Annotated in this window: 20 protein-coding genes; 6 read left to right on the forward strand and 14 right to left on the reverse strand. The window is 69.5% G+C overall.

What is annotated here, in order from left to right; genetic code table 11:
- Window positions 1-22: 22 nt before the first annotated feature.
- The 9 genes from ACZ6TU_RS20225 to ACZ6TU_RS20265 all read right to left on the reverse strand — a co-directional run bounded on the left by ACZ6TU_RS20225 (window position 23) and on the right by ACZ6TU_RS20265 (window position 9875).
- Complete coding sequence (locus ACZ6TU_RS20225; protein WP_467675373.1) at window positions 23-838, reverse strand: shikimate dehydrogenase; 816 nt, start codon at window positions 836-838, stop codon at window positions 23-25.
- Between the two features lie 25 nt (window positions 839-863).
- The gene (gene mltG, locus ACZ6TU_RS20230; protein WP_469550022.1) at window positions 864-2618 is read right to left on the reverse strand and encodes an endolytic transglycosylase MltG; all 1755 of its coding nucleotides are present in this window, start codon (window positions 2616-2618) and stop codon (window positions 864-866) included.
- 121 nt (window positions 2619-2739) lie between these two features.
- The gene (gene ruvX, locus ACZ6TU_RS20235; protein WP_467675377.1) at window positions 2740-3204 is read right to left on the reverse strand and encodes a Holliday junction resolvase RuvX; all 465 of its coding nucleotides are present in this window, start codon (window positions 3202-3204) and stop codon (window positions 2740-2742) included.
- Window positions 3205-3220: 16 nt separating this feature from the next.
- On the reverse strand, window positions 3221-5893 hold the full coding sequence (gene alaS / locus ACZ6TU_RS20240) for an alanine--tRNA ligase (protein WP_467675379.1): 2673 nt from the start codon (window positions 5891-5893) through the stop codon (window positions 3221-3223).
- A complete protein-coding gene (locus ACZ6TU_RS20245; RefSeq protein WP_467675381.1) occupies window positions 5893-6264 on the reverse strand; it encodes a hypothetical protein in 372 nt (123 codons plus the stop codon). Before ACZ6TU_RS20245 ends, alaS begins: the two co-directional genes overlap by 1 nt.
- 9 nt (window positions 6265-6273) lie before the next feature.
- Window positions 6274-6714 carry a DUF948 domain-containing protein gene (locus ACZ6TU_RS20250; RefSeq protein WP_467675383.1) on the reverse strand — a complete coding sequence of 147 codons (441 nt, stop codon included), beginning with the start codon at window positions 6712-6714 and terminating at the stop codon, window positions 6274-6276.
- Window positions 6715-6892: 178 nt separating this feature from the next.
- Window positions 6893-7507 (reverse strand): 30S ribosomal protein S4, encoded by a 615-nt coding sequence (gene rpsD / locus ACZ6TU_RS20255; RefSeq protein WP_345664456.1) that lies wholly within the window; start codon window positions 7505-7507, stop codon window positions 6893-6895.
- A gap of 299 nt (window positions 7508-7806) precedes the next feature.
- Window positions 7807-9162, reverse strand: coding sequence for a replication-associated recombination protein A (locus ACZ6TU_RS20260; RefSeq protein WP_469550030.1), 1356 nt, complete (start codon window positions 9160-9162; stop codon window positions 7807-7809).
- A gap of 56 nt (window positions 9163-9218) precedes the next feature.
- A complete protein-coding gene (locus ACZ6TU_RS20265; RefSeq protein WP_467675387.1) occupies window positions 9219-9875 on the reverse strand; it encodes a vitamin K epoxide reductase family protein in 657 nt (218 codons plus the stop codon).
- A 142-nt stretch (window positions 9876-10017) separates the two neighbouring features.
- On the opposite strand from ACZ6TU_RS20265, the gene ACZ6TU_RS20270 reads away from it, so the two are divergent.
- From ACZ6TU_RS20270 to ACZ6TU_RS20285, 4 genes are read left to right on the forward strand one after another with little or no spacing between them, the layout of a single operon-like run.
- Complete coding sequence (locus tag ACZ6TU_RS20270; RefSeq protein ID WP_467675389.1) at window positions 10018-10884, forward strand: ABC transporter ATP-binding protein; 867 nt, start codon at window positions 10018-10020, stop codon at window positions 10882-10884.
- Window positions 10881-11726, forward strand: coding sequence for an ABC transporter permease (locus ACZ6TU_RS20275; RefSeq protein ID WP_469550034.1), 846 nt, complete (start codon window positions 10881-10883; stop codon window positions 11724-11726). The genes ACZ6TU_RS20270 and ACZ6TU_RS20275 overlap by 4 nt, the downstream gene beginning before the upstream one ends.
- Entirely contained in the window at window positions 11723-12919 is a 1197-nt protein-coding gene (locus tag ACZ6TU_RS20280) for a sensor histidine kinase (protein WP_469550038.1), read from the forward strand. The genes ACZ6TU_RS20275 and ACZ6TU_RS20280 overlap by 4 nt, the downstream gene beginning before the upstream one ends.
- Window positions 12916-13542 carry a response regulator gene (locus ACZ6TU_RS20285; RefSeq protein ID WP_469550041.1) on the forward strand — a complete coding sequence of 209 codons (627 nt, stop codon included), beginning with the start codon at window positions 12916-12918 and terminating at the stop codon, window positions 13540-13542. Before ACZ6TU_RS20280 ends, ACZ6TU_RS20285 begins: the two co-directional genes overlap by 4 nt.
- 53 nt (window positions 13543-13595) lie before the next feature.
- Here the strand turns inward: ACZ6TU_RS20285 and hisS are convergent, their stop codons facing one another.
- The gene (gene hisS / locus ACZ6TU_RS20290; RefSeq protein ID WP_467675397.1) at window positions 13596-14858 is read right to left on the reverse strand and encodes a histidine--tRNA ligase; all 1263 of its coding nucleotides are present in this window, start codon (window positions 14856-14858) and stop codon (window positions 13596-13598) included.
- Window positions 14859-14869: 11 nt separating this feature from the next.
- A complete protein-coding gene (locus ACZ6TU_RS20295; RefSeq protein ID WP_469550044.1) occupies window positions 14870-15586 on the reverse strand; it encodes an MBL fold metallo-hydrolase in 717 nt (238 codons plus the stop codon).
- Between the two features lie 167 nt (window positions 15587-15753).
- On the opposite strand from ACZ6TU_RS20295, the gene ACZ6TU_RS20300 reads away from it, so the two are divergent.
- On the forward strand, window positions 15754-16599 hold the full coding sequence (locus tag ACZ6TU_RS20300; protein ID WP_467675401.1) for a peptidylprolyl isomerase: 846 nt from the start codon (window positions 15754-15756) through the stop codon (window positions 16597-16599).
- Between the two features lie 135 nt (window positions 16600-16734).
- The gene (locus ACZ6TU_RS20305; protein WP_467675403.1) at window positions 16735-17964 is read left to right on the forward strand and encodes a DUF349 domain-containing protein; all 1230 of its coding nucleotides are present in this window, start codon (window positions 16735-16737) and stop codon (window positions 17962-17964) included.
- A gap of 86 nt (window positions 17965-18050) precedes the next feature.
- Here the strand turns inward: ACZ6TU_RS20305 and relA are convergent, their stop codons facing one another.
- From relA to secF, 3 genes are all read right to left on the reverse strand, one after another.
- The gene (gene relA, locus ACZ6TU_RS20310) at window positions 18051-20564 is read right to left on the reverse strand and encodes a GTP pyrophosphokinase (protein ID WP_467675404.1); all 2514 of its coding nucleotides are present in this window, start codon (window positions 20562-20564) and stop codon (window positions 18051-18053) included.
- A 194-nt stretch (window positions 20565-20758) separates the two neighbouring features.
- Window positions 20759-21298, reverse strand: a complete 540-nt coding sequence (locus ACZ6TU_RS20315) for an adenine phosphoribosyltransferase (protein WP_467675406.1) — start codon at window positions 21296-21298, stop codon at window positions 20759-20761.
- A complete protein-coding gene (gene secF, locus ACZ6TU_RS20320; protein WP_467675407.1) occupies window positions 21295-22410 on the reverse strand; it encodes a protein translocase subunit SecF in 1116 nt (371 codons plus the stop codon). The genes ACZ6TU_RS20315 and secF overlap by 4 nt, the downstream gene beginning before the upstream one ends.

The raw sequence follows: 22410 nt of genomic DNA on the forward strand, positions 1-22410 counted from the left end.
GGTCCGGTGGAGACCGGCCGCGTCAGCCCCGCCGAGCGGCCTCCCGCATCGCGGTGAGCGGCGACCGTGGGTCGCCGGTGAACTGCCGGAACTGGAACACCGCCTGGTGGACCAGCAGGTCGAGGCCGCTCAGCACCTGTCCGCCCCGCTCCTCCCAGGCCGCGGCGAGGGGCGTGGGCCAGGGCTCGTAGAGGACGTCGAACAGGGTGCCCACGCGCTCGGGCACCTGCTCGGCCAGCGCGTCGGTGCCCCCCGCGGGGGTCGTGGAGATGACCAGGGGCGCCTCGAAGGCACGGGCGGCGTCGGTCCAGTCGGCGGGCCGGACCCGGACGCCGAGACGCTCGCCCCACTGCCGCATCTCCGCAGCGCGCCGTTCGCTGCGCACATACACGGCGACCTCGCCCGTGCAGATCCGGGCCAGTGCAGCGAGAGCCGAGGACGCGGTCGCCCCGGCACCCAGGATCGCCGCGCTCTCCGTCTTCTCCACACCGCGCTCGTGCAGCGCCGCCACCAGCCCGGGGATGTCGGTGTTGTCGCCGACCCGGCGTCCGTCCGGCCGGAACACCACGGTGTTGACCGCCTCCACCGAGGCGGCAGTGTCGGTGATCTCGTCGAGCAGCGGGATCACCGCCCGCTTCAGCGGCATGGTCAGCGACAGCCCGGCCCACTCCGGGCCGAGTCCTTCCAGGAACCCGGGCAGCGCGCCCTCGTCGATCTCGAAGCGGTCGTACGACCAGTCGGCCAGTCCCAGCGCCCGGTACGCCGCGTTGTGCAGCCGCGGCGAGAGGGAGTGGGCGATCGGGGAGCCGAGAACGGCGGCTCGGCGTGGTGCGGCCATCAGGTCTTCCTCAGTCGTTCCGCGATCAGTTGTTCCGCGAGGCGTTGAACTTGTCGACGAGCTTCTGGTGCTCTGCGTTGGTCTTGGTGAACTCGCTGGTCTTGCCGTCCAGCGAGATGAAGTAGTACCAGCCGTCCTTCGTCGGGTTGAGGGCGCCCTTGAGCGCCTCCTCGCCCGGGTTGTCGATCGGTCCGGGCGGCAGGCCCTTGTGGAAGTACGTGTTGTACGGGTTGTCGTAGTTCCGCAGCTCGCTCAGACTCAGATCGATCTTGCTCTGGTTCTTGATGTAGTTGTAGGTGGAGTCGAACTCCAGCATGCCGTTGGTCTGCGGGTTCCCCGGCTTCATGCGGTTGTAGACGACCTCGGCCATCTTGCGGAAGTCGTCGTGGCTCGTGCCCTCCGCCTGGGCCAGGCTCGCGACGGTGATCAGCTGCCAGGGGTCTTCGAGTCCGAGGCTCTGGGCCTTCTTCTCCACGCCGAGCTTCTCGTACGTCTGGGTGGCCCGGGTCACCATGTCTTTCAGCACGTCCTCGGGCTTCTCCCCCTTGGCGATGCCGTAGCTGGACGGGTAGAGGAACCCTTCCAGCGGGTCCTTGACGCCCTCGTGGTTCAGCGCCCAGCCGGGCAGGCCGAGCTTCTTCCAGTCCTTCTTGGCGACCGCGGCGGTGGTGCCGTCCTTGACCTCCAGCCGCTTGTCGATGAGCCGGTAGATGTCGGCATTGCGCCTGCCCTCGGCGATGATCAGGTTGTCGCGGCTCTCCGGACTGAGCATCAGTTCGACCGCACTGTCGGCCGACATTTGCTTTTGCAGCGTGTACACGCCGTCCTGGATGGTCTTGCCCTGCGGATTGCTCTGCTGGGCCGCGACGAACGCGTCGACGCTCTTGACGACCCCTGCGCTCTTCAGCACCTGGCCGATCTTGTAACCGAGCGCTCCCTCGGGGATCTCGACAGTCACCTGCTGCCCGTTGCCGTCCCCGGCGTAGTCCGGGGCGTCGCCGAAACGATCCTGGAAGAACTGGTAGCCGAAGTAGCTGACGCCTGCCAGGCCGCCGCCGAGGACCAGGACGACCACCAGGCAGGCCGTTCCGTTGCGGCGCTTCTTGGGCTTGCCGCCGCGTCCCCGCTGGTCGTCGCGCCGGCGACGGTCCCCCGGCTCGTCGCCGTCGTCATCGTCGTCGCCGCCCGCGAAGAAGGCGTGTTCGCCCTGGTCGGGGCCGGGGTCCCAGTCAGTCTCCGGCTCCGGCTCGGCACGCCGCCGACCGGGCGGCTCCGGTGGCGGATACGCCTCGGGTGTCCCGTAGTAGTCCGACTGGCCCTGGCCGTAGGCACCGGTTTGCTGACCGTACGGGTCGGCGGGGTCGCCGGGATACGAGACCTGCTGGTGCGGGCCGGTGGCCCAGCCGCCGTTGTCGTACTGCTGCTGATACCCCTGGCCGTGTGGGTGTCCCTGGTCCTGTGGGTGTCCCTGGTCCTGTGGGTGTCCCTGGTCCCGTGGGTGTCCCTGGCCCGGGTACTGCTGATGCCCGTGGGCCTGCGCCGCGTACTGCTGCTGGTCGTACTGGTACTGCTGCTGCGCCTGACCGTATCCGGCCTGCTCACCGGTGCCCCAGTCGCCATACTGCGGCTGCTGCGGCTGCTCTGGATAGTGCTGCGGCTGGCCGTCGTAGGGAGACTGCTGACCCGGGTGGGCCTGCTCTCCTCCCCATCCGCCGTCCCCGTACAACGGGTCCTCCGGATGCCACGGTTCGGAGCCTTGGCCCCGGCCATACTCAGTCATCGATCCCCTAGAGCCGCGAGGCGGCGGTCACGCGGCTTCCGGCTCGGCTCCCGTCCCGCCTCTTGCTGTGCGGCGGCTGTTCGAATGCCGCCGCATCGCGCGGAACGTTACCGTATCGCGATCAGATGACCACTTCGATGCCTTCGCCGGGCGCTTTACCTGACACGCGTTCGGACTCCAGCGCCTGTTGCAGGATGACCACCGCCGCCGCCTGATCGATGACGGACCTGCCCTTCTTGGACTTCACGCCCGAAGCGCGCAGTCCCTGGCTCGCCGTCACCGTCGTCATGCGTTCGTCCACGAGTCTCACCGGAACCGGGGAGATCATGCGCGCCAGTTCCTGGGCGAAGCCCCGCACCTTGACCGCGGCCGGGCCCTCTCCGCCCTTGAGGGAGCGCGGGAGACCGACGACGACCTCAAGGGGCTCGTATTCCTCGACGAGCTGCTTCAACCGCCGCTGGGCTGCGGGGATGTCACGCCCCGGGACAGTCTCCACCGGGGTGGCGAGGATCCCGTCGGGGTCGCACGAGGCGACCCCGATGCGGGCGTCCCCGACGTCGATCGCGAGTCGACGTCCTCTGCGCATCTTCCAGACCCGTTTCTTACTTGGCCGTCTCGGCGACCAGGCGCTCGACGGCGTCCACGGCCTCGCCGATCGCGGCCGGGTTCTGACCGCCGCCCTGGGCGACGTCCGGCTTGCCGCCACCGCCGCCGCCGAGGGTCTTGGCGGCCGTACGGACCAGATCGCCGGCCTTCAGGCCGCGCTCACGGGCGGCCTCGTTGGTGGCGATGACCGTCAGCGGCTTGCCGTTCGCCACCGCGAACAGGGCGACGACGGCGGCCCGTCCGCCCTGGATGCGTCCGCGCACGTCGAGCACGAGCTTGCGCAGGTCGTCGGCGGTCGTGCCGTCCGGGACCTGACCGGTCACGACAGCAATGCCACGGACGTCCTTGGCGGATTCGGCGAGTCCGGCGGCGGCCTGGAGGACCTTCTCGGCGCGGAACTTCTCGATCTCCTTCTCGGCGTCCTTCAGCTTGCCGAGCATGGCGGAGACCTTCTCCGGGAGCTCCTCCGGGCGGCCCTTGATCAGCTCCTGGAGCTGGGCGACGACCGTGTGCTCACGGGCGAGGAAGTTGTAGGCGTCCACGCCGACCAGGGCCTCGATCCGGCGGACACCCGAGCCGATGGACGACTCGCCGAGCAGCTTCACCAGACCCAGCTGGGCGGTGTTGTGCACGTGCGTGCCGCCGCACAGCTCCTTGGAGAAGTCGCCGATGGTCACGACGCGCACGCGCTCGCCGTACTTCTCGCCGAACTCGGCGATGGCGCCCTGCTTCTTGGCCTCGTCGATGCCCATGACATCGGCGCGGACGTCCAGGTCGCGGGCGAGCACCTCGTTGATCTTCTGCTCGACGTCGGTCATCACGGCCGTCGGAACGGCGGACGGGGAGCCGAAGTCGAAGCGGAAGCGGCCGGGCTGGTTCTCGGAACCGGCCTGGGCGGCCGTCGGGCCGAGGGCGTCGCGCAGGGCCTGGTGGGTCAGGTGCGTGGCCGAGTGGGCACGGGCGATGGCCTTGCGGCGGCGGTCGTCGATGGAGGCCTGGGCCTTGGCGCCGACGGTGACCTCGCCGACCTGGACGACGCCCTTGTGCACGTAGACACCCGGGACCGGCTTCTGGCAGTCGCGGACCTCGATGACGGCACCGGTGTCGACCTTGATCTTGCCGGTGTCGCCGATCTGGCCGCCGCCCTCGGCGTAGAACGGGGTGCGGTCGAGGACGATCTCGACCTCGTCGCCCTCGGTGGCGGCCGGGGAGGAGGCGCCGTCGACGAGGATGCCGACGATCGTGGACTCGCTCTCGGTGTCGGTGTAGCCGATGAAGTCGGTGGCACCGGCCTGGTCGGCGATCTCGCGGTAGGCGCCGGCGCCGGCGTGCCCGGTCTTCTTGGCCTGGGCGTCGGCCTTGGCGCGCTCCCGCTGCTCCTTCATCAGGCGGCGGAAGCCGTCCTCGTCCACGGAGAGGCCCTGCTCGGCGGCCATCTCCAGGGTGAGGTCGATCGGGAAACCCCAGGTGTCGTGGAGCAGGAAGGCCTTGTCGCCGGGCAGGACGCTGCCGCCGGCGGCCTTGGTGTCGGTGACGGCCGTGTCGAGGATGTTGGTGCCGGCCTTCAGCGTCTTGAGGAAGGCGTTCTCCTCGGCGAGGGCGACCTTCTCGATGCGCTCGCGGTCGGTGATGAGCTCGGGGTACTGCTGGCCCATCATGCCGATCACGGTGTCGATGAGGTCCTTGACGACCGGGCCGGTGGCGCCGAGCAGGCGCATGTTGCGGATGGCGCGGCGCATGATGCGGCGCAGCACGTAACCGCGGCCCTCGTTGCCCGGGGTGACGCCGTCGCCGATGAGCATGGTGGCGGTGCGCATGTGGTCGGTGACCACGCGCAGGGAGACGTCCGAGGCGTGGGCGTCGCCGTAGCGGACGCCGGTCAGCTCGGTGGCCTTGTCGATGACGGCCATCGAGGTGTCGATCTCGTACATGTTCTGCACGCCCTGCAGAATCATGGCGAGGCGCTCGAGGCCGAGGCCGGTGTCGATGTTCTTGCTGGGCAGGTCGCCGAGGATCTCGAAGTTGTCCTTGCCGGTGCCCTCGCCCCGCTCGTACTGCATGAAGACGAGGTTCCAGATCTCCACGTACCGCTCGTCGTTGACGGCGGGGCCGCCCTCGGCGCCGAACTCGGGGCCGCGGTCGTAGTTGATCTCGGAGCAGGGGCCGCAGGGTCCGGGGACGCCCATGGACCAGTAGTTGTCCTTCATGCCGAGGCGCTGGATGCGCTCCTTCGGCACGCCGACGACCTCGTGCCAGATGCGCTCGGCCTCGTCGTCGTCCTTGTAGACGGTGATCCACAGGCGCTCGGGGTCGAGGCCGTAACCGCCCTTGTCCTGGGGGCTGGTGAGCAGCTCCCAGGCGAGCTTGATGGCGCCTTCCTTGAAGTAGTCGCCGAAGGAGAAGTTGCCGCACATCTGGAAGAACGTGCCGTGCCGCGTGGTCTTGCCGACCTCTTCGATGTCAGGCGTGCGCACGCACTTCTGCACGCTCGTGGCACGGCTGAAGGGCGGCTTGACCTCACCCAGGAAGTAGGGCTTGAAGGGCACCATGCCGGCCGGGACGAGGAGCAGAGTCGGGTCGTCCGCGATGAGCGACGCCGAAGGGACGACGGTGTGACCGCGCTCCTCGAAGAAGCTCAACCAGCGGCGGCGAATCTCAGCCGACTCCATCAGTGGTCCTCATTCCGGTTGTACGAGTTCTTCTTGTACGTGTACGACGTGTTGTCGACGACGTACGTCTTCGGCTCTGTGCGGTTCTCGATGGCGGCGTGCCGCCTCGGTGCGGGGAGTTCGGGGTCGACGGGGGCGTTGAGCCCGAGCGCGTCGCCCAGTTCGGCCTCCCGCTGGGCCATGTTGTCGCGGACGTCGAGCGCGAAGTCGACCGCGCGGTCCTTGAGCCGGTGGCCGGCCTCGATCGCCTTGTTCCCCGCGGTTCTGGCGAGGCTCTCGGGCGTCAGCTGCTTCAGCTTCCGGTTGACCTTGGTGGTGGCCCACACTCCGGCGGCGACGCCGGTGGTGAACCAGAACGTACGGCGGAACATCGCTGGCTCTCAGTCCCTCTTCCCTCGGGCGTTTCGCCGAGAGACCGTGCGGCCCACGATCACGGTACGCCTCGACGCCTTGCCGGGCACGTCCTCCTGGCGGCCGCCGAGGGCCCGGCGCACGCCGTAGCCGAAGGCGGCGACCTTGACCAGGGGGCCGCCGAAGGTGGAGGCGACGGTGGTCGACAGCGCGGAGGCGTTGGACGTGACCTCCTGGACGTCGGAGGCGATCGAGTCGACCCGGTCGATCTGGGTCTGCGCGGAACGCACCGCCGCGGAGGCGTCGGCCAGCAGCGGGACGGCCTGATCGGTCACATCCGCCACGAGCTTGGTGGTCGCCCTGAGCGTCTGGGCCAGCCTCGCCAACGCGACGGCGAGGAAGGAGACCAGGATCGCCCAGAAGACAGCCACCAGGATTCCGGCAACCTCTCCACCGGACACTGTGTGCACCCGCTCCCTGAAAACGTGCCTGAACATCGAAAAAGTCGTGCGACGAGCCTATCGCGCCGGGGATGCGGCTCCGTACCGGATTACCGCCCGGGGACGGCGGATTCGCGAAAGCCCGCCGCCTCGCCCGCCCGGAGGGGCGGGGAGACGACGGGCTGAAGTACCGCGTGCCTGCCGGGGATCAGCGGGCGTAGTACTCGACGACGAGCTGCTCGTCGCAGATCACCGGGATCTCCTTGCGGTTCGGCTCACGGTCCAGGCGGAACGCCAGGGCCTTGAGGTTCACCTGGAGGTAGCGCGGGGTCTCACCCTCGGGGGCGAAGCCACCCTCACGGGCGATCGTGAAGAGCGTCTTCTCCTTGGAGCGGTCGCGGACCTGCACGACGTCGTCCGGGCGGACACGGAAGGAGGGCTTGTCGACCTTCTTGCCGTTGACCGCGATGTGGCCGTGCACGACCATCTGACGGGCCTGGTAGATCGTGCGGGCGATGCCCGAACGCAGGACCAGGGCGTCGAGACGACGCTCGAGCTCGATGATCAGGGCCTCACCGGTCTTGCCCTGGACCTTGGAGGCACGCTCGTAGGCGCGGACGAGCTGGCGCTCGGACACGTCGTACTGCGCGCGCAGGCGCTGCTTCTCGAGCAGACGGACCTTGTAGTCCGAGTTCTGCTTGCGGCCGCGGCCGTGCTCACCGGGCGGGTAGGGACGGGCCTCGAAGTACTTGACGGCCTTCGGGGTGAGCGCGATGCCGAGGGCACGCGACTTCTTGACCTTGGGGCGGGACTGGTTCGCCACTGTTTCTCGTTTCCTAGTGTCGGCTTGTCAGGGTTGTGGGAGGTCGCATCCGCAGCCGGGGAAACCCTCCTCGTCCTGACGGACTCGGCGGGCAGCCGCTCCCCTGGTCTGGGCACATACGTGCAGCACGCGAGTGGCCCACCGACCGTCCCGCCGTACGACGAGTGGTGGTGGGCTGCCCGCGACACCGTTCGACGGTGCGCGACGCTCCTGGAGCCGATCCCGGAGGACCGGGCTCCGGCCGACTGTCCCGTTCTGACTGCACGGGACGCGGCACTCCGGACGAGTTTACAGGGTGCTCAGGACCGCTTTCGACCGAGGTTCTTCCGGGTCCACTCGACCGCGTCCGCGTAACGGGCCTCCGCACCGTGCCGGGTCGGCTCGTAGTACTCGCGGTCCTTGAGGGCGTCCGGGGCGTACTGCTGGGCGGCGATGCCCTCGGTCAGGTCGTGCGGATAGACGTAACCCTGGCCGTGGCCGAGCTTGGTGGCGCCCTTGTAGTGGCTGTCGCGCAGGTGCGCGGGCACGGGCCCGGCCAGTCCTTTGCGTACGTCCTCCAGGGCGGCGCCGATCGCGGTGGTCGCGGCGTTGGACTTGGGGGCCAGGGCCAGGGCGATGGTGGCGTGGCTGAGGGTGAGGGCGGCCTCCGGGAAGCCGATCATGGCGACGGCCTGGGCGGCGGCGACCGCGATCGGCAGCGCGTTCGGGTCGGCGAGGCCGATGTCCTCGCTGGCGGAGATCATCAGGCGGCGGGCGATGAAGCGGGGGTCCTCGCCGGCCTCGATCATCCGGGCCAGGTAGTGCAGGGCGGCGTCGACATCGGAGCCGCGGATGGACTTGATCAGGGCGCTGGCCACGTCGTAGTGCTGGTCGCCGTCACGGTCGTACTTCACGGCGGCCCGGTCGACCGTCTCCTCCAGGGTGGTCAGGCCGATCTCCGTCTCGCCCTTGTCGAGGGCGGCTCCGGCGGCCGCCTCCAGGGCGGTCAGGGCGCGGCGGGCGTCGCCGCCGGCGATGCGCAGGAGGTGGCTCTCGGTCTCCTCGGGAAGGGTGACGGCGCTCTTGAGGCCGCGCTCGTCGGTCAGGGCTCGCTGGACGAGGCCCTTGATGTCGTCGCCCGTGAGCGGTTCGAGGGTGAGCAGCAGGGAGCGGGACAGCAGGGGGGAGATCACCGAGAAGTACGGGTTCTCCGTCGTCGCCGCGATCAGCGTCACCCAGCGGTTCTCGACGGCCGGGAGCAGGGAGTCCTGCTGGGCCTTGCTGAAGCGGTGGATCTCGTCGAGGAAGAGGACGGTCTCCTTGCCGAATCCGCCGGATGCGCGGCGGGCGCCGTCGATGACCGCGCGGACCTCCTTGACACCCGCGGTGATCGCCGACAGTTCGACGAAGCGGGCGTTGGTGGCCTTGGAGACGACGTACGCCAGGGTGGTCTTGCCGGTGCCGGGCGGGCCCCAGAGGATCACCGAGGAGGGACCGGCCGGACCGGAGGCGCCCTCGCCGACAAGTCTGCGCAGGGGCGAGCCCGGCTTCAGCAGATGCTGCTGGCCCACGACCTCGTCGAGGGTGCGCGGGCGCATCCGCACCGCCAGGGGGCTACTGGACGGCTCCTTCTCCTGGCGTTCTTCTGCTGCGGCGGTGAACAGGTCGGGCTCCACGTCAGAAACCCTAAATCACGGCACTGACAATCCCTCCGGGCCCCGGTGCTCCCGGCTCAGCTCATCCAGAAGTCCCACCAGCGGGTCAGGATCAGCATGCCGATGATGCCGATGTGCAGCACCGGCATGACCCAGGTGAACTCGCCGAAGAAGCCCTTGAGCCAGCTCGGGGCGGGCAGGAAGCCCTTGCGGATGTTGAACGACGTCACGTACCAGAACATGAGGATCGTCGCGACCCACGCCAGGCAGCACCACAGGCACAGCGCGTTGATCCGGTACAGGGACTGGAACATCAGCCAGGCGCAGAAGCCGACGCCGAACAGGCAGCCGGCGTTGAAGGTGAGCCAGTACCAGCGCGGGAAGCGGGCGCGGGCGAGCAGGCTCACGCCGACGCCGATGACGATGGCGTAGCAGACGAGGCCGAGCATCGGGTTCGGGAAACCGAAGACGGCGGCCTGCTTGCTCTCCATGACGCTGCCGCAGGAGACGACGGGGTTGAGGCTGCAGCCGGGCGTGAACGTCTTGCCCTCGACCTTGGCCTCGAGGAGCTTGAACTTGTCGATCGTGATGACCCAGGCGGCGAGCAGTCCGGCCGCGCCGGTGATCACCAGCAGCAGGGCGAGGGCCCGGCTGCCACCCTCGGCGCGGGGCGCGGTCTCGGCGCGCTCCGTCTCGGGCTCCATGGAGACGTCCTTGACTGTCGTCTTGCTCATCACGCCGATTCCGTCGCTTGAGGCCTGACCATCTTCGGGCAGTGCCATTCTGCCGCACTCGGGCGTCCGTCCACCGTTCAGTGGACATAAGGATGTCCGCACGGTCGTCCCCGAGGGTTACGTTCCGGCCGAGGCTCGTCGCATGACAGCACACGGGTACGACCTCGCCGTGGAGGTGCGGGGGCTGCGCAAGCGGTACGGAGACGTGACCGCCGTCGACGGCATCGATCTGGGCATCCGTCAGGGCGAGGTGTTCGGCCTGCTCGGGCCCAACGGCGCGGGCAAGAGCACCACGGTGGAGATCCTCCAGGGCAACCGGACCCGGGACGCGGGCGAGGTGTCCGTGCTCGGGGCGGACCCGGCGACCGGCACGCGTGCGTGGCGCTCGCGCGTGGGAATCGTCTGGCAGGACGAATCGGCGCCCGCGGAGTTGACGGTCCGGGAGACGGTGCGGCACTTCGCCGGCTACTACCCGCGGCCGCGGAACCCGGAGGAGGTCATCGGCCTGGTCGGTCTGGAGGCGAAGGCGGACAGCCGGATCAAGGCGCTGTCGGGGGGCCAGCGCCGGCGTCTGGACGTGGCGCTCGGCGTGATCGGCGGTCCGGATCTGCTGCTCCTGGACGAGCCGACGACCGGGTTCGATCCGGCGGCCCGGCGGCAGTTCTGGTCGCTGATCCGCGCCCTGGCCGACGACGGCACGACCATCCTGCTGACCACGCACTACCTGGAGGAGGCGGAGGCCCTCGCGCACCGGCTGGCCGTGGTCGCGAAGGGCCGGATCGTCGCCGAGGGCGAGCCCGGGGCGTTGCGGGAGCGGTACGGCACCGAGGCGGTCGTCGCGTGGACCGAGCCGGACGGCACCCCGCGCGCGGAGCGCACCGAGGCGCCGACCAGGACGATAGCGAAGCTCATGCACCGCTTCGACGGCGAGATCCCGGGGCTGACGGTGAGCCGCCCCACCCTGGAGGACGTCTACCTCCGGCTGACCGGACAGGAGAGCGCGGCATGACCACGACCGTCGTACGGGACCGCGGCGAGGTCGGCGTGGACCGGCTGCCCGGTGCCTGGGGGCTCGGGCTGCGGCGGGGTGCCCTGGAGATCAGGCAGTTCTTCCGGCAGCGCGACCAGGTGGTGTTCACGTTCGCCTTCCCGGTCGTCTTCCTGTTCCTGTTCGCGTCGATCTTCCGGGACGACGTGAAGGGCGCGGGCATCACCGCCTCGCAGCTCTACGTCCCGGCGATGATGGCCGCCGGCATCATGTCGACGAGTTTCCAGGCGCTCGGGATCTCGATCGCGATCGAGCGGGAGGACAAGGTGCTGCGGCGACTGCGCGGCACACCGATGCCGTCGGCGGCCTACTTCCTCGGCAAGATCTGGCTGGTTCTTTTCACCGGTCTGCTGGAGACGGCGATCCTGCTCCTCGTCGGCACGACCTGCTACGGCGTGGACCTGCCGTCGGACGCGGGCCGCTGGTTCGACCTCGCGTGGATCTTCGTGCTCGGCATCACGGCGTGCGCCCTGCTCGGCATCGCGATCAGCTCGGTCCCGAAGTCCGCGAACAGCGCGAGCTCCGTGGTCGTCCTGCCCTTCCTGGTGCTGCAGTTCATCTCCGGTGTGTACATCGCCATCGGCACCATCCCCGACTGGATGCTCACCATCGGCGCGCTGTTCCCTCTGAAGTGGATGTGCCAGGGGCTGCGCGGAGTGTTCCTGCCGGAGTCGGCGCAGGTACTGGAGCAGGCCGGGAGCTGGGAGTTGGGAAGGGTGGCCCTGGTGCTCGCCGCGTGGTGCGTCGGAGGATTGGCGCTGTGCCTGCTGACGTTCCGCTGGAAGGACCGGCGCGAGGGATGAGCGATGCGGCGTATGCCGACAGCGCCTACAACTGGGAGCGCTCCTTCCGGCTCTGGGACACCTACTTCGCGCTCATCTGGGTGGTCACCGTGGCCTACGTGCTCGCCGCGGCGTATCCCGGCCTGCCGGTCCGCGCGATCGCGGCGGCGCTGCTCGTCCCGCTGGTCCCGCTGTACCTGGTGGTCGGGCGCCGGCTGATCCAGGGCGACCCGCCCGACCAGCGGCAGGCGATCGGCTATCTGACGGCTGCGCTGGCGCTGTTCCTGCCGTCGGGGATCCTGGCCGGTGAGACGCGGCTGCTGACCTTCGCGCTGATCCCGCAGTGCTTCATGACGCTGCGGTTGCGGCCGGCGCTGGTGGCGGTGGCCGTGATCAACCTCGTGCCCGTGGTGGGCTGGGCGCTGCTGTGGCGGCCCGGCACCCGGGACGTGGTCTTCAACCTGCTTTTCTGCCTGGTCACCTTGGTGTTCTCGGTGGTGATCGGTATCTGGACCATCCGGATCATCGAGCAGAGCCAGGAGCGGGCCGAGCTGATCGCGGAGCTGGACGCGAGGCGGCATGAGATCGGCCGGCTGTCCGAGGCCCATGGGGCGCTGGCCGAGCGGGAGCGGCTGGCCCGGGAGATCCACGACACGCTCGCGCAGGGGTTCACCAGTCTGGTGATGCTGATCCAGGCGGTCGAGGCGGAGCTGGACCACGACCTGCCCGAGGCGCGGCGGCATCTGCGGCTGATGGACGAGACGGCCCGGCAGAACCTGGCCGAGGCCCGGGCTCTGGTCGCCGGGGGTGCGCCCGCCGACCTGGACGGCGCGTCCCTGCCGGACGCGCTGCGGCGGCTCGCCGCGCGCCATGACGCGGCGCTGGAGGTGACCGGCCCGGTCCGTACGCTGCCCGCCGGTCCCGAGGTGGTCGCCCTGCGCGCCTGCCAGGAGTCACTGGCCAACGCCCGTAAGCACGCGGGGAGTTCGGCGGCGGTCGGTGTCTCGCTGGCGTACGCCGACGACATGCTGACCGTGTCCGTACGGGACGACGGGCCCGGCTTCGACCCGGGTGCCGCCAGTGGTGGGTACGGTCTGGCGGGGCTGCGGGCCCGGGCCGTCGAAGTGGGCGGAACCGCCGAGGTGCGCAGTGCCTTGGGCGACGGCACGGTCGTGACCGTCCGGCTGCCGGTCGTGAGGAGGGAGACACCGTGATCCGGATCGTCCTGGCCGACGACCATCCCGTCGTGCGGGAGGGACTGCGGGCGATGCTCAGCGCGGAGTCCGATCTGGAGGTCGTCGCCGACGCGTCCAGCGGGCCGCAGGCGGAGGCGCTGGCGGCGGAGTTGCGGCCCGACATCGTGCTGATGGATCTGCGGATGCCGGGTGGCGGCGGTGTGGACTCGATCGTGCGGATGACGGAGGCCGGGCTGCCGTGCCGGGTGGTCGTGCTGACGACGTACGAGACGGACCGGGACATCCTGCGGGCGGTGGAGGCCGGGGCGGCGGGTTATCTGCTGAAGGACCTGCCGCGTGCGGAACTCGCGGAGGCCGTGCGGGCGGCGGCGCGCGGCGAGACGGTGCTGGCCCCGTCGGTGGCGGCCCGGCTGGTCGATCAGTTGCGCACGAAGCCGGAGTGGCCACGGCTGTCGGAGCGCGAGACGGCCGTGCTGCGGCTGGTTGCCGAGGGCTGCACGAACGCGGAAATCGGACGTCGGTTGTTCATCGGGGAGTCGACGGTGAAGACCTATCTGCTGCGCGTCTTCGGCAAGTTGGGGGTGGACGACCGGACGGCGGCCGTGACGAGCGCGATGCGGTACGGGCTGCTGGAGCAGTGACGAAGGCGCCGGGGACCTCGGTGGGTGTCCGGCGCCTTCGCCGTGGTCTGCTGCTAGCCGAGCCGGGCTTCCAGTTCCGCCACGATCTCGTTCACTCCGACCGCCGTCTGCTCGCCCGACTCCATGTCCTTGAGCTGGACGACGCCCTCGGCGAGGTCGCGTTCGCCTGCGACGATCGTGTAGCGGGCGCCGCTGCGGTTGGCGTTCTTCATCGCGCCCTTGAGGCCCTTGCCGCCGTAGGAGAAGTCGGCCGCGATGCCGTTCTTGCGCAGCTCCGTGACCTTGGCGAACAGGACCCGGCGGGCCTCCTCGCCTAGTGGGACGGCGAACACGCTGGTGGTGGCGGGGAGTTCGAGCTCGACGCCCTCCGCCTCCAGCGCGAGGACCGTGCGGTCGACGCCGAGGGCCCAGCCGACGGACGGCAGCGCGGGGCCGCCGATCATCTCGGACAGGCCGTCGTAGCGTCCGCCGCCACCGACGGCGGACTGGGAGCCCAGGCCGTCGTGGACGAACTCGAACGTCGTGCGCGTGTAGTAGTCCAGGCCGCGCACCAGCTTCGGGTCGTCCTCGAAGGCGACGCCCGCCGCCGTGATCAGCTCGCGCACCTCCTCGTGGTACGCCTTGCAGGCGTCGCAGAGGTAGTCGCGCAGCAGCGGGGCGTCCCCCAGCTGCTTCTGCACCGACTCACGCTTGTCGTCCAGGACGCGCAGCGGGTTGATCTCCGCCCGGCGCAGGGTGTCCTCGTCCAGGTCCAGGCCGCGCAGGAAGTCCTGGAGCGCCGTCCGGTACACCGGGCGGCACACCTTGTCGCCCAGGCTGTTGAGCAGGATCCGGAAGTTGCTCAGGCCCAGCGAGCGGTACGCCTGGTCGGCCAGGATGATCAGCTCGGCGTCCAGCGCCGGGTCCTCGGCACCGATCGCCTCGGCGCCGACCTGGGAGAAGTGGCGGTAGCGGCCCTTCTGGGGGCGCTCGTAGCGGTAGTACGAGCCGGAGTACCAGAGCTTGACCGGGAGGTTGCCCGCCTTGTGCAGGTTGGCCTCCAGCGCGGCGCGGAGGACGGAGGCCGTGCCTTCGGGGCGCAGGGCCAGCCTGTCGCCGCCCTTCGTCTCGAAGGCGTACATCTCCTTCGTCACGATGTCCGTCGACTCGCCGACGCCGCGGGCGAAGAGTTCGACGTTCTCGAAGCCCGGCGTCTCGATGTACCCGTAGCCGGAGTTGCGCAGCGGTGCGGCGATCGCCTCACGGACCGCCAGAAACGTCGCGGAGTCCGGCGGGATCAGGTCGTACGTGCCCTTGGGGGCCTTGAAGGTGCTCACGGAAGGTCTCGTCACATTCCTCGTCGGGGAGCCGGAGGTGCGCTGCGCTCTTGGCGGCCTGCCGCCACCTGCCGCAGATACGGGTTGGTGGCGCGCTCCTGGCCGATGGTCGTCTGGGGGCCGTGGCCGGACAGCACCACGGTCGAGTCGTCGAGCGGCAGGCACACGCGGGCCAGCGAGTCGAGCATCTCGGCCATGTCACCGCCGGGCAGGTCGGTGCGTCCGATGGAGCCGGCGAACAGCAGGTCGCCCGAGAACAGGATCGGCGGGATGTCCGCCGCCTCGGGCATGCCGAAGGTCACCGACCCCTTGGTATGACCGGGTGCGTGCGCGACGGACAGCTCCAGTCCCGCCAGCTCCAGCTTCACACCGTCGGCCAGTTCCTTGACGTCGTCGGGCTCCCCCACGGTCAGCTCGCCCAGGAGCGGCATCCCGATGGAACGGCCTATCCCCTTCTCGGGGTCGCTCATCATGTACCGGTCGTCGGGGTGGATCCAGGCCGGCACGTCGTGCGCGCCGCACACCGGGACGACCGAGGCCACGTGGTCGATGTGGCCGTGGGTGAGGACGACGGCCACGGGCTTGAGCCGATGCTTGTCGATCGCTTCCGCGACGCCGTCGGCGGCCTGATGGCCGGGGTCGATGATCACGCACTCCTCACCGGCGGCGGGGGCGACGAGGTAGCAGTTCGTCCCCCAAGCCCCGGCAGGGAACCCGGCAATGAGCACGATCGTCCTTCGTTGTGTCGATACGGGCGGCTGCGGCTGCTGTCAGAGCCTACCGGCGCTGCCGATTCCTCAGCGAACCCATATACGGTACGGGGCACACGCAGGCGGTCGGCGCACAGGCCCCACGCGTACCGGTCGACGTTCGAGACGCATGAGGAGAGAACCCGGTGGTCAGCCAGGAACAGCGGCGGCGTCAGCTCGCCCGTGAGAAGTACTTGCGGCAGCAGCAGCGACGCACTGATGCGCGACGCAAAGCCCGTATCCGCAACTCCGTGATCGCCTCGGTTCTCGGCGTGGTCGTGGTGCTCTCCGTGACGGTCTTCCTGACCAAGCCGTTCGAGGACGACGGCAAGACGGAGAACGCGGGCGCGGAGGCCAGCCCGAGCGCCTCGCCCAGCAAGGCCCCGGACCCGTGCGAGAAGCCCGCCGCGGGCAAGGTCAAGCCGGAGACCTGGAAGAAGGAACCGGCGATGACGATCGACGAGTCGGCGAAGTACACGATGAAGCTGGACACGACCTGCGGCGAGATAGACATCGCGCTGAAGGCGTCGGCGGCGCCGCACACCGTCAACTCGTTCAACTTCCTCGCCGGCAAGGGCTACTTCGACCACAGCAAGTGCCACCGGCTCACCGACCAGCGCATCTACGTCCTCCAGTGCGGCGACCCGCAGGGCACCGGCATGGGCGGCCCCGGCTACACGATCCCGGACGAGAATCTGAAGGACAAGAGCCTCAAGGGCGGGGTGTACCCCGCGGGCACGGTCGCGATGGCGAATCAGTACAACGCCCAGACGAAGCAGGGCCGCAACAGCGGTGGCAGCCAGTTCTTCCTCGTCTACCAGGACAGTCAGCTGCCGCCCGACTACACACCGTTCGGAACGATGTCCGAGGCGGGCATGAAGGTCCTCAAGAAGATCGCCGACGCCGGAGCGCAGGCTCCCGACCCTCAGACGGGCAGTACGGCACCCAACGCGACGGTCGTGATCAACAAGGCCACGGTCACGAAATCCTGACCCTCAACTGCGTAATTTCGGTCGCGCGGGATGCGGACAGGCCCCCCGCCGGTCGCCTATGTTGGCCGTGACGAAACTGTGGACGATGCCCGGGGGTGCTGAGGCCCCTCGCAGGCATCATGTGGAGGAGGCGCTGTGAGCAGCGACCCGTGGGGCCGCGTCGACGAGACGGGGACCGTGTACGTGCGTACGGCCGACGGCGAGCAGGTCGTCGGTTCCTGGCAGGCAGGCTCCCCCGAGGAGGCGCTGGCCTATTTCGAGCGCAAGTACGAGGGCCTGGTTGTCGAGATCGGCCTCCTCGAGAAGCGAGTGAAGACCACCGACCTGTCGGCGAAGGACGCCCAGGCGGCCATCGGCCACATCCGGGAGCAGGTCGACGCGCACCACGCGGTGGGCGACCTGGAGGCCCTGCGGGTCCGGCTGGACAAGCTCACCGAACTGGTGGAGGCGCGCCGCGAGGAGCGCAAGGCGCAGCGGGCGAAGCAGTCCGACGAGGCGCGCAAGGCCAAGGAGGCGCTGGTCACCGAGGCGGAGGAGCTGGCGCAGTCCGACCAGTGGCGGGCGGCCGGTGAACGGCTGCGGGCCCTGGTGGACACCTGGAAGGGTCTGCCGCGGCTGGACCGCAAGTCCGACGACGAGCTGTGGCACCGGTTCTCGCACGCGCGGTCGGCGTTCTCCAAGCGGCGCAAGCAGCACTTCGCGCAGCTGGACGCCCAGCGCGAGGAGGCCCGGCAGATCAAGGAGCGGCTGGTCTCCGAGGCCGAGGCGCTGTCGAACTCGACGGACTGGGGTGCGACGGCCGCGCGTTACCGCGAGCTGATGGCCGAGTGGAAAGCCGCCGGCCGCGCCCAGCGTGAGCACGAGGACGACCTGTGGAACCGCTTCCGCGGCGCCCAGGACGTCTTCTTCGCCGCGCGCAGCTCCGTCTTCGCCGAGCGGGACGCCGAGCAGGCGGAGAACCTGAAGCTCAAGGAGGAGCTGGCCGAGGAGGCCGAGAAGCTCCTGCCGGTCAGGGACCTGAAGACGTCCCGGGCCACGTTCCGTTCGATCAACGAGCGCTGGGAGGCCATCGGTCATGTGCCGCGCGACGCCCGGCCCAAGGTCGAGGGCCGTATGCAGGCGGTCGAGCGGGCCCTGCAGGAGGCGGAGGAGGCCGAGTGGCGCCGGACGAACCCGGAGGCACGCGCGCGTGCCGAAGGTCTGACCGGTCAGCTCCAGGCGGCCGTGGACAAGCTGAGGGGCCAGATCGAGCAGGCCCGGGCGCAGGGCAACAACGCCAAGGCCGACAAGCTCGAGCGTGAGCTCGAGGGCCGCCAGGCGCTGCTGGACCAGGCGCTGAAGGGTCTCCAGGAGTTCGGAGGCTGATCAGCCGGCCGAAAGGGGGGCCCGTACGCGCCGTACGGGCCCCCTTTCGCGCGCTCTCTACCCTTTCGCGTGGTCTCTACGACCTGTCACGACCTGTTGCGCGCCGACGTCACCCGGTACACGTCGTAGACGCCCTCCACGCCGCGGACCGCCTTCAGCACATGACCGAGATGCTTCGGGTCGCCCATCTCGAAGGTGAAGCGGGAGGTGGCGACGCGGTCGCGGGAGGTCTGGACGGCCGCGGAGAGGATGTTGACGTGCTGGTCGGACAGCACTCGGGTGACGTCCGAGAGGAGCCGGGAGCGGTCCAAAGCCTCGACCTGGATGGCGACCAGGAAGACCGAGGACTGGGTGGGTGCCCACTCGACCTCCAGGATGCGCTCCGGCTCGCGGGACAGTGACTCCACGTTCACGCAGTCGTTGCGGTGAACCGATACGCCACTACCACGTGTGACGAAGCCGATGATGGGGTCGCCGGGGACGGGCGTACAGCAGCGGGCCAGTTTGACCCACACGTCCTCGACGCCCTTCACGACGACGCCCGGATCGGTGCTGGAGCGGCGTTTGCGACTGCGTCCGCGGGCCGGCGGGACCGACTCGTCGATCTCCTCGGTGGCGGCTTCTTCGCCGCCGAGGGCCTGGACGAGTTTCTGCACGATGTTCTGCGCGGAGACATGGCCCTCGCCTATCGCCGCGTACAGCGCGGAGATGTCCGCGTAGCGCATCTCGTGCGCGAGGGTCACCAGGGAGTCGCCGGTCAGGATGCGCTGGATCGGCAGGTTCTGCTTGCGCATCGCGCGGACGATGGCGTCCTTGCCCTGCTCGATCGCCTCGTCACGGCGTTCCTTGGAGAACCAGGCGCGGATCTTGTTGCGGGCGCGCGGCGACTTGACGAAGCCGAGCCAGTCGCGGGAGGGTCCGGCGCCGGGTGCCTTGGAGGTGAAGACCTCGACCAGGTCGCCGTTGTCGAGGGTGGATTCCAGCGGGACCAGCCGGCCGTTGACCCGGGCGCCTATGGTGCGGTGGCCGACCTCGGTGTGGACGGCGTAGGCGAAGTCCACCGGGGTGGCACCGGCGGGGAGCGCTATGACGTCGCCCTTGGGGGTGAAGACGAAGACCTCGTTGCGGGACAAGTCGAAGCGCAACGACTCCAGGAACTCGCCGGGGTCCTCGGTCTCCTTCTGCCAGTCGAGGAGCTGCCGCAGCCACGCCATGTCATTGATGGCGTCCTTGTCCTTGCCGGAGGACTTGGGCGCGTCCGTGCGCACCTTGGAGGCGCCGGCGACGGCCTCCTGCTTGTACTTCCAGTGCGCGGCGATGCCGTACTCGGCGCGGCGGTGCATGTCGAACGTGCGGATCTGCAGCTCGACCGGTTTGCCGCCGGGGCCGATGACCGTCGTGTGCAGCGACTGGTACATGTTGAACTTGGGCATCGCGATGTAGTCCTTGAACCGGCCGGGGACCGGGTTCCATCGCGCGTGCACCGTGCCGAGGGCCGCGTAGCAGTCGCGGACGGTGTCCACGAGGACGCGGATGCCCACCAGGTCGTAGATCTCCGCGAAGTCACGGCCGCGGACGATCATCTTCTGGTAGACGCTGTAGTAGTGCTTCGGGCGGCCGGTGACGGTCGCCTTGATGCGGGCCGCCCGCAGGTCCTGCTGGACCTCGTCGGTGACGATGGCGAGGTACTCGTCGCGCTTCGGGGCGCGCTCGGCGACCAGGCGGACGATCTCGTCGTACATCTTGGGATAGAGGATCGCGAAGGCGAGGTCCTCCAGCTCCCACTTGATGGTGTTCATGCCCAGGCGGTGGGCGAGCGGCGCGTAGATTTCGAGGGTCTCGCGCGCCTTCTTCTCCTGCTTCTCGCGCTTGAGGTAGCGCATGGTGCGCATGTTGTGCAGGCGGTCGGCGAGCTTGATGACCAGGACGCGCGGGTCCTTGGCCATGGCGACGACCATCTTGCGCACGGTCTCGGCCTGCGCGGCCTCGCCGAACTTCACCTTGTCCAGCTTGGTGACACCGTCGACGAGCAGGGTGACGACGTCGCCGAAGTCGCGGCGCAGATCGTCCAGGCCGTACTCGGTGTCCTCGACCGTGTCGTGCAGCAGGCCGGCCATCAGGGTGGCCGGATCCATGCCCAGCTCGGCGAGGATGGTCGTCACCGCGAGGGGGTGCGTGATGTACGGATCGCCGCTCTTGCGCTTCTGACCGCGGTGCCAGCGCTCGGCGACCTGGTAGGCGCGCTCGATCTGGCGGAGTGTCGACGTCTCGATCTTCGGGTCGTTGCTGCGCACTATCCGCAGCAACGGCTCCAGCACCGGGTTGTACGGGGTCGCGCGCTGCACGCCGAGCCGGGCCAGACGGGCGCGTACGCGGTTGGACGAGCCGGTGCGGGCCGGCTGGCCGGCGGCCGGTCGTACGGGCGGAGCGGGTTTGGGTCGCGACTGCTCGGCGGGCTTGTCGACGGGCGCCGACTGGGCGTGCTCGACCGGCCCGCGGGTGTCGTTCTTCGCGTGGGGCGCGTTCGGCGCGGGCTTCGCCGCGGCTGCCGAGGCGGACTCGGGCTTGGCGGCGGTCAGGTGCTGGGCCTCGTCTGGCAAGAGGGCTCCTCGTGCGCGATCCGGGTCCCCCGGTCAGGCTCCGGAGACCCCATGGTAGCCATCCTGGACCCCAGGATCGCCTTCAGGCCAATGTGAGGACTGTCTACCCGAGAAACGCGAGAGGCGGGCGCCGGATTCCTCCGGGCCCGCCTCCGCGGTGTCGTGCCGGTGCCCACCGGGCTGCTGGGGGCTTGCTAGACCGTGAGCAGCGCCTCCAGCGGGGCGCCGTTCAGAGCCGGTTCCAGGCGGGCGCGGCCGCTCAGGAAGCCCAGCTCCATGAGGACGGCGAGGCCCGCGACCTCGGCGCCGGCCCGGCGGATGAGCTGGACCGAGGCCTCGGCGGTGCCGCCGGTGGCGAGGACGTCGTCGACGACCAGGACGCGGTCGTCGGCGGACAGGTCCTCGGCGTGCACCTCGATCTCGGCCGAGCCGTACTCCAGGTCGTAGGCCTGGGCGAGGGTGGCTCCGGGGAGCTTGCCCGCCTTGCGTACGGGGATGAAGCCGAGGCCGGCGCGGACGGCGACCGGGGCGCCGAGGATGAAGCCCCGGGCCTCCAGGCCGACGATCTTGGTGGCGCCGGCGCGCTCGGCGATCTCGGCGAGTGCGTCGGTGAGCGCGGTGAACGCCGCCGGGTCCGCCAGGAGCGGGGTGATGTCCTTGAACATCACGCCCGGCTCCGGGTAGTCCGGCACGTCCCTGATGCGGCTGAGCAGCAGCTCCCTGATGTCGGTCATCGGCGCTTCCCCGAGGGACGGCCACGGCCCCGGCTGCGGGACGCGGGCTGGTTGCGCGGGCCGACGACCGCGGGTGCGGCGTCCTCGGGCTCTCCGGCGTACGACTCCTCGTCGCCGTGGGCCTCGGCCTCGCCCTGGGCGCCGGACTTGCCCCGCTTGGCGAGGACGCGCTTCCTGAGGTCCTTCAGCTGCGGCTCGCGCTCCTTGAGGTCGGCGACGAGCGGCGTGGCGATGAAGATCGAGGAGTACGCACCGGCGGCGAGGCCGACGAACAGCGACAGCGAGATGTCGTTCAGCATGCCGGCGCCGAGGACGCCGCCACCGATGAACAGCAGGCCCGCGACCGGCAGCAGCGCGACCACCGTGGTGTTGATGGAGCGGACCAGGGTGCTGTTGATCGAGCGGTTGGCGATGTCGCTGTAGGTCCAGCGGGTCTGCTTGGTGATGTCCTTCGTCTGCTCCTTGAGGCTGTCGAAGACCACGACCGTGTCGTAGAGCGAGTAGCCGAGGATGGTCAGCAGACCGATCACCGTGCCCGGTGTGACCTCGAAGCCGACAAGGGCGTAGATGCCGACCGTGATGGTGATGTCGTGGATCAGTGCGACGAACGCGGCGAGCGCCATGCGCCACTCGAAGGCGATCGCCAGGTAGATCACGACGAGGAACAGGAAGATGCCGAGGCCCTGCCAGGCCTTGCTGGCGATCTGGTCACCCCAGCTGGGGCCGACCAGTTCGGCGTTGATCTGCTCCGCGTCGATCTTGAGGTCGTCGGAGAGCTTGTCCTTGATCTTGTCGGCCGCGCCGGTGTCGATGCCGGCCACCTGGATGCGCAGGCTGCCGTCGCCGAGCTTCTGGACGATCGCGTCGTGACCGGAGGCCTCTTCCGCGTACCCCTCCGCCTGGGACACCGAGGCGCTGGTGTTCTTGGGGGTGTTGAAGACGGCGCCGCCCTGGAACTCGATGCCCATGTTCAGGCCGCGGACCGCCAGGCCGACGATGGCCGTGATGGTGATCAGGATGGAGAGGCCGTACCAGATCTTGCGGTTCTTGACGAAGTCGTAGCCGACCTCGCCACGGTGCAGTCGGGCGCCGAGGGTGCCGAGTTTCGACAT

Source organism: Streptomyces sp. NPDC052064, from assembly GCF_055585925.1.

Excerpts from the sequence above, each read along its gene's own strand:
- ACZ6TU_RS20280 (WP_469550038.1), top strand. The coding sequence starts at position 11,723 with ATGAGCGATGCGGCGTATGCCGACAGCGCCTACAACTGGGAGCGCTCC.
- ACZ6TU_RS20270 (WP_467675389.1), top strand. The coding sequence starts at position 10,018 with ATGACAGCACACGGGTACGACCTCGCCGTGGAGGTGCGGGGGCTGCGC.
- ACZ6TU_RS20245 (WP_467675381.1), bottom strand. The coding sequence starts at position 6,264 with ATGTTCCGCCGTACGTTCTGGTTCACCACCGGCGTCGCCGCCGGAGTG.
- ACZ6TU_RS20265 (WP_467675387.1), bottom strand. The coding sequence starts at position 9,875 with ATGAGCAAGACGACAGTCAAGGACGTCTCCATGGAGCCCGAGACGGAG.
- ACZ6TU_RS20225 (WP_467675373.1), bottom strand. The coding sequence starts at position 838 with ATGGCCGCACCACGCCGAGCCGCCGTTCTCGGCTCCCCGATCGCCCAC.
- ACZ6TU_RS20275 (WP_469550034.1), top strand. The coding sequence starts at position 10,881 with ATGACCACGACCGTCGTACGGGACCGCGGCGAGGTCGGCGTGGACCGG.
- ACZ6TU_RS20315 (WP_467675406.1), bottom strand. The coding sequence starts at position 21,298 with ATGACCGACATCAGGGAGCTGCTGCTCAGCCGCATCAGGGACGTGCCG.
- ruvX (WP_467675377.1), bottom strand. The coding sequence starts at position 3,204 with ATGCGCAGAGGACGTCGACTCGCGATCGACGTCGGGGACGCCCGCATC.
- mltG (WP_469550022.1), bottom strand. The coding sequence starts at position 2,618 with ATGACTGAGTATGGCCGGGGCCAAGGCTCCGAACCGTGGCATCCGGAG.
- secF (WP_467675407.1), bottom strand. The coding sequence starts at position 22,410 with ATGTCGAAACTCGGCACCCTCGGCGCCCGACTGCACCGTGGCGAGGTC.
- alaS (WP_467675379.1), bottom strand. The coding sequence starts at position 5,893 with ATGGAGTCGGCTGAGATTCGCCGCCGCTGGTTGAGCTTCTTCGAGGAG.